Source organism: Pontibacter sp. HJ8, assembly GCF_054824225.1.
The window spans coordinates 1-4,797 of the sequence record NZ_JSYF01000311.1; the positions used below are offsets into that span (position 1 = coordinate 1).

At 54.9% G+C, this 4,797-nt stretch carries 5 protein-coding genes; 1 reads left to right on the forward strand and 4 read right to left on the reverse strand.

The features are described from left to right. Window positions 1–204: 204 nt before the first annotated feature. The 4 genes from OB13_RS13830 to OB13_RS13845 all read right to left on the reverse strand — a co-directional run bounded on the left by OB13_RS13830 (window position 205) and on the right by OB13_RS13845 (window position 4,181). A complete protein-coding gene (locus OB13_RS13830) occupies window positions 205–1,512 on the reverse strand; it encodes a cystathionine gamma-synthase family protein (protein WP_461490755.1) in 1,308 nt (435 codons plus the stop codon). 7 nt (window positions 1,513–1,519) lie between these two features. Further along, on the reverse strand, window positions 1,520–2,281 hold the full coding sequence (truA, locus tag OB13_RS13835) for a tRNA pseudouridine(38-40) synthase TruA (protein WP_461490756.1): 762 nt from the start codon (window positions 2,279–2,281) through the stop codon (window positions 1,520–1,522). A 120-nt stretch (window positions 2,282–2,401) separates the two neighbouring features. Then, window positions 2,402–2,827, reverse strand: a complete 426-nt coding sequence (locus tag OB13_RS13840) for a hypothetical protein (RefSeq protein ID WP_461490757.1) — start codon at window positions 2,825–2,827, stop codon at window positions 2,402–2,404. Window positions 2,828–2,981: 154 nt separating this feature from the next. Beyond that, window positions 2,982–4,181, reverse strand: a complete 1,200-nt coding sequence (locus tag OB13_RS13845; protein WP_461490758.1) for a thiolase family protein — start codon at window positions 4,179–4,181, stop codon at window positions 2,982–2,984. Window positions 4,182–4,244: 63 nt separating this feature from the next. Here OB13_RS13845 and OB13_RS13850 point away from each other — a divergent pair, with 63 nt between their 5' ends. Next, window positions 4,245–4,742, forward strand: a complete 498-nt coding sequence (locus OB13_RS13850; RefSeq protein WP_461490759.1) for a DUF4293 domain-containing protein — start codon at window positions 4,245–4,247, stop codon at window positions 4,740–4,742. The last annotated feature ends 55 nt before the right edge of the window (window positions 4,743–4,797 follow it).

Below are 4,797 nucleotides of genomic sequence, written 5' to 3' on the forward strand. Positions count from 1 at the left end.
TCCACCACAAGTTGCGCTCACGCTAAACTTACGGTATAAACGCCTGCACAACTCCTTCTATACGGCCGTCTATACCTAACCGCTTGCAAAGTTAATGGTTTTTGCTTCAGGATTTTCGGGTTTTATCAGGTATAGCGCTTAGGCTTGAAAGCACAAAAAGCCCTCTCCTTTTTTGGAGAAGAGGGCTTGAATGAAATTTTATACCTATACCTCCGCTTCTGCAGGTATAGCCACTTTCGCCAGCGCCTGTTCAATATCCGAGATAATGTCCTCAGGGTGCTCTACTCCTACCGAGATACGCACCATACCTTCGCCTATCCCCATCACGGCACGGTCCGCCGGGCTGATATCCGAATGCGTCATGGAGGCAGGGTGCTCGGCCAGCGACTCTGTTCCGCCTAAACTCACCGCCAGCTTGATGAGCTTCAGGTTGTTGAGGAACGTGAAGGCCTCTTTCTCGCCGCCTTTGATATCGAATGAGATCATAGACCCGGCTGCCTTGCACTGCTTGTCGTAGATGGCCTGCTGTTGCGGATTGTCCTGCAGATACCCCAGGTAGTAGATCTTGTCTACCAGCGGGTGTTCTTTCAGGTAAGCGGCCACCACTTCGGCGCCGCGTGCCTGGCACTCCATGCGTATCTTCAGTGTTTCGAGGCTTCGCATCAGCATCCACCCGGTCCAGGGGCTGGCCATGGAGCCCATGAAGGTACGCATGCCTTTCACCTGCTTCATCAGGGCGGCAGAGCCCGCGCAGGCCCCTGCAATCAGGTCGGAGTGGCCGCCGATATACTTCGTGGCCGAGTATAAGATCAGATCGGCGCCGTGCTGGAGCGGGTGCGAAAATACCGGGCCCAGGAAGGTATTGTCTACGGCCACCACTACTTTTTTATCAGCTGTGGAATATTTCCGGGCCAGAGCTGCACAAGCCTCAATGTCTACCAGGTGGTTGGTCGGGTTGGCCGGCGTCTCGATGAAGATCATGGCCAGTTTGCCGGCTACCCCTGCTTCTTCCAGCATTTTCTCTACTTCCCCGATCGGAGTATTGGCCCGGAAACCCATGCTTTGCACGCCAAACTTGGGCAGGATGTTTTTGATGTAGTAGTCGGAGCCGCCGTAGATGGGTTCGCTGTGCAGGATCACGTCACCGGGCTTGAGCAAAGCCAGCAGCGCCGTACTGATGGCCGCCATACCACTGGCAAACACGGCTGCGTCTTCGGCGCCATCCCAGAAGCGGAGGCGGTTTTCGAGGATTTCCAGGTCGGGATTGTTGAGGCGGCTGTAGATGAGGCCCAGCTGCTCCTCGGCGTTCTTCTCGCGCAGGCCGTACGCCAGCTCAAAAAAAGCCTTGCCCTCTTCGGCATTTTTAAAGACAAAGGTAGAGGTCTGGTAGATCGGGGCTTTCACGGCCATCTCCGACCACTCCGGGTTGTACCCGTAACTCATCATCAAACTCTCGGGGCGCAGGTGCTTGCCGTTGAGGTGCGGCCCGTTCTGGTCTTCTTCTAATTGCATAGGGTTATCAGTTTGTTATGGGTGACGTCTTGAAAATGTGCTCCGGGTACTCTACCCGCGCCAGGTATAGGCCTTCGGAGGGAGCGGCTCCGCTGGACTTGCTGCGGTCCTGGCTGGCGATGATCTGCTCAAAGCCGGCTACCGTGATCTTGCCGCGGCCCACGTCCAGCAGTGTACCGACTACCAGGCGCACCATACCTCTCAGAAAGCGGTTGGCCCGGATGGTAAAGACCAGCTCCGTACCTTCCTGCTGCCATACGGCTTCGTACATATCGCAGTTGTAGTGTTTGGTATCGCCTTTTACTTTGCTGAAAGTGGTAAAGTCCTTGTAGCGGAGCAAAACAGCGGCTGCCTCGTTCATCCGCGCCACATCTACGGAACGGGGCAGGTAAGTAGCGTAGTATCTTTTGAAGGGATCCCGGGCAAGCGTGACATGGTAGTGGTAGGTACGGGCGAAGGCATCGAACCGGGCATGGGCATCGTCTGCAACCAGGTATAGGTTCCGGGCCACAATATCGGCCGGCAGCAGGCGGTTGAAGCGGTAGACCATCTCCTCTGTGTCCAGCTCCTGCGCCACATCAAAGTGCACGAACTGCTGGCTGGCATGCACGCCGGTATCAGTGCGCCCACTGCCTGTCGACGTGATCGGCTGTCGTAATATCTTGCTCAGGCAATCGTCCAGCACCTCCTGCACCGACAGGGCATTGGGCTGTAGCTGCCATCCATGAAAACGGGTGCCGTCATAGGCTATCTCTAAAAAGTACCGCATGAAGCAAAGATAGCAAAAAAGGCTGCCTGTGTACAGGCAGCCTTCCAAACCAGGATAATAGTCTTCTTCAGGGTCTTTATCCTATCAGCACCGGGCTGATTAGAACGTTAACAAAGTTTGTTAGCGTCTGTTTTCGCTTTTGTGTCTTTCTTCCAAAATTACTTTTGCCAAAGAGCGGTCGCGGTCTTTGCGGCTGCCGGGGATCTCCCGGCGTGTGTCGCCCGTTCTGCCCCAGCGTTCGTTGTCTCTGTCCCGTTCACAGCGTTCTGCTCTTCTTTCATCTTCTCTTCTGCGCTCCCAACGTTCGTCATCTCTTCTTCTATCTTCCCAGCGATCATCGTCGTCATCGTAATCCCTATATTGCTTTTTGCGGGCTTTCTCATATTCTTTCTCCCGCTTCCATTCGGCGTGTGCCCGATGCTTTTCATCTACAAAAGAGGGTTTGCCTTTCTTTTTACCTTTGTCACCATCGTGGTCTGCGGCTGTGGCTAGCAGAGTCCCAAAGGCCATTATACCTACCAATACCAATGTCATTAACTTTTTCATAAGCTTTTGTTTTAGGTTTGATGAAGTGTATGCAAAGTATATACCAGAAAGCTATATAGCTATACCTGATATTTGTGCCAGCTCCGATTAAATGCCGAAAAGGCCGCCTTGCTTGCGCAGAACGGCCTTTCTTTCTCACAGCAGCAGGCTGCTCTTATAGTTTTTCGTAAATGATTGCCGCGCCCTGGCCTACGCCCACACACATGGTTGCCAGGCCATACCTGATGTTCTCCCGCCGCTTCATCTCATGCAGCAGCGTGGCTGAAATGCGGGTGCCGCTGGCTCCCAGGGGGTGACCGATGGCAATAGAGCCGCCATTCACGTTGACGATCGCCGGGTCGATGCCCAGGTCGCGCACGCAAGGTATAGCCTGGGCTGCAAAGGCCTCGTTGATCTCAGCCAGGCCAATGTCGCTGATGGTGAGGCCGGCCCGTTTCAAAGCTTTCAGGGTAGCCGGCACCGGTCCCATGCCCATATAGGCCGGCTCCACACCCGCCACAGCCATAGCTACCACGCGGGCCATAGGCTGCAGGTTCAGGCGTTTTACCATGGCTTCGCTCACGATCAAAGAAGCGGCTGCGCCATCGTTTATACCCGATGCGTTACCGGCCGTTACAGAACCTCCTTTTTTGAAGGCGCCCGCTAAGGTACCCAGTTTCTCGACCGACGACAGGCGCGGGTGCTCATCGGTGTCGAACACGACAGACTCGCCCTTACGCTGTGGTATGGGTACGGCCACAATCTCGTCCCGGAACCTGCCGGCCTCGGCAGCGGCTTTGTAGTTGAGTTGGGAGTTGTGAGCAAATTCATCCTGCGCTTCACGTGAAACACCTTCGCGTTCGGCCACATTCTCCGCCGTTTCGCCCATCGTGAAGGGATGATGCATCGCCGACAGATTCTCGTTGGTGAAGCGCCAGCCAATGGTGGTATCGTATATTTCGGCAGAGCGGGCAAAAGGCGTTTCGGCTTTGGCCATTACGAAAGGCGCACGGGTCATGCTTTCCACGCCACCGGCCAGGTATATGTCGCCGTCACCGCTCGTGATAGCGCGGGAAGCATCCATGATCGCCTGCAGGCCGGAGGCACATAGTCTGTTCACGGTCACGCCGCCTATGCTGTACGGCAGCCCCGCCAGCAGCAGCGCCATACGGGCCACGTTGCGGTTGTCTTCGCCGGCCTGGTTGGCCGCGCCCAGCACCACATCCTCGATCAAAGCCGGGTCCAGCTGCGGATTGCGGGCCATCAGCTCCCTGAGCACATGCGCTGCCAGGTCGTCGGGACGGACGCTGCTGAGGGTCCCGCCAAACTTGCCAACAGGTGTTCTGACTATATCAATTATATAAGCTGTGCTCATCAATTTTTGTTTTACAGGTCTTTGTCTAATTTTGCAGTCGTTGCAAGTTAAATTAACCCCTTTATGATACAAAGAATTCAAACCGTATTTCTGACGCTGCTGGTGATCGCGATGGTATCGCTGCTGTTTTTGCCCATCTGGTCCAAGACCGACGCTACCACTGGTGAAGAGGTCGTACTCACGGCATGGGAGCTGTCTAGTGAGCCGCTCAGTACACTTGGTGAAACCGCGCAAGCCAGCAGCCAACCAAATCAAAGCGCTATTGCTATTGCCATCCTGGCGATTGTAGCAGCAGGTATAGCCATCTATGAGATCTTCCAGTACAAGAGCCGCATGACACAGATGAAGTTCGGCCTCATCAACACGCTGGTCATGGTAGCGCTTTTCGGCACTGCTTTCTACTACGCCAACTACCAGGGTAACGCCATGGCAACGGGTAACGATGCCAACTACGAGGCAGGGTTTTACATGCCAATACTGGCGCTGCTGCTCAACGCCCTGGCCAACCGATTCATCAAACGCGACGAGGACCTGGTACGGTCCGTCGACAGACTGCGATAAGGTATAGGATCCTAGCAAAACCAAAAACGGCTTCTGTTCATGAACAGAAGCCGTT

Excerpts from the sequence above, each read along its gene's own strand:
- OB13_RS13845 (WP_461490758.1), bottom strand. The coding sequence starts at position 4,181 with ATGAGCACAGCTTATATAATTGATATAGTCAGAACACCTGTTGGCAAG.
- OB13_RS13840 (WP_461490757.1), bottom strand. The coding sequence starts at position 2,827 with ATGAAAAAGTTAATGACATTGGTATTGGTAGGTATAATGGCCTTTGGG.
- truA (WP_461490756.1), bottom strand. The coding sequence starts at position 2,281 with ATGCGGTACTTTTTAGAGATAGCCTATGACGGCACCCGTTTTCATGGA.
- OB13_RS13830 (WP_461490755.1), bottom strand. The coding sequence starts at position 1,512 with ATGCAATTAGAAGAAGACCAGAACGGGCCGCACCTCAACGGCAAGCAC.
- OB13_RS13850 (WP_461490759.1), top strand. The coding sequence starts at position 4,245 with ATGATACAAAGAATTCAAACCGTATTTCTGACGCTGCTGGTGATCGCG.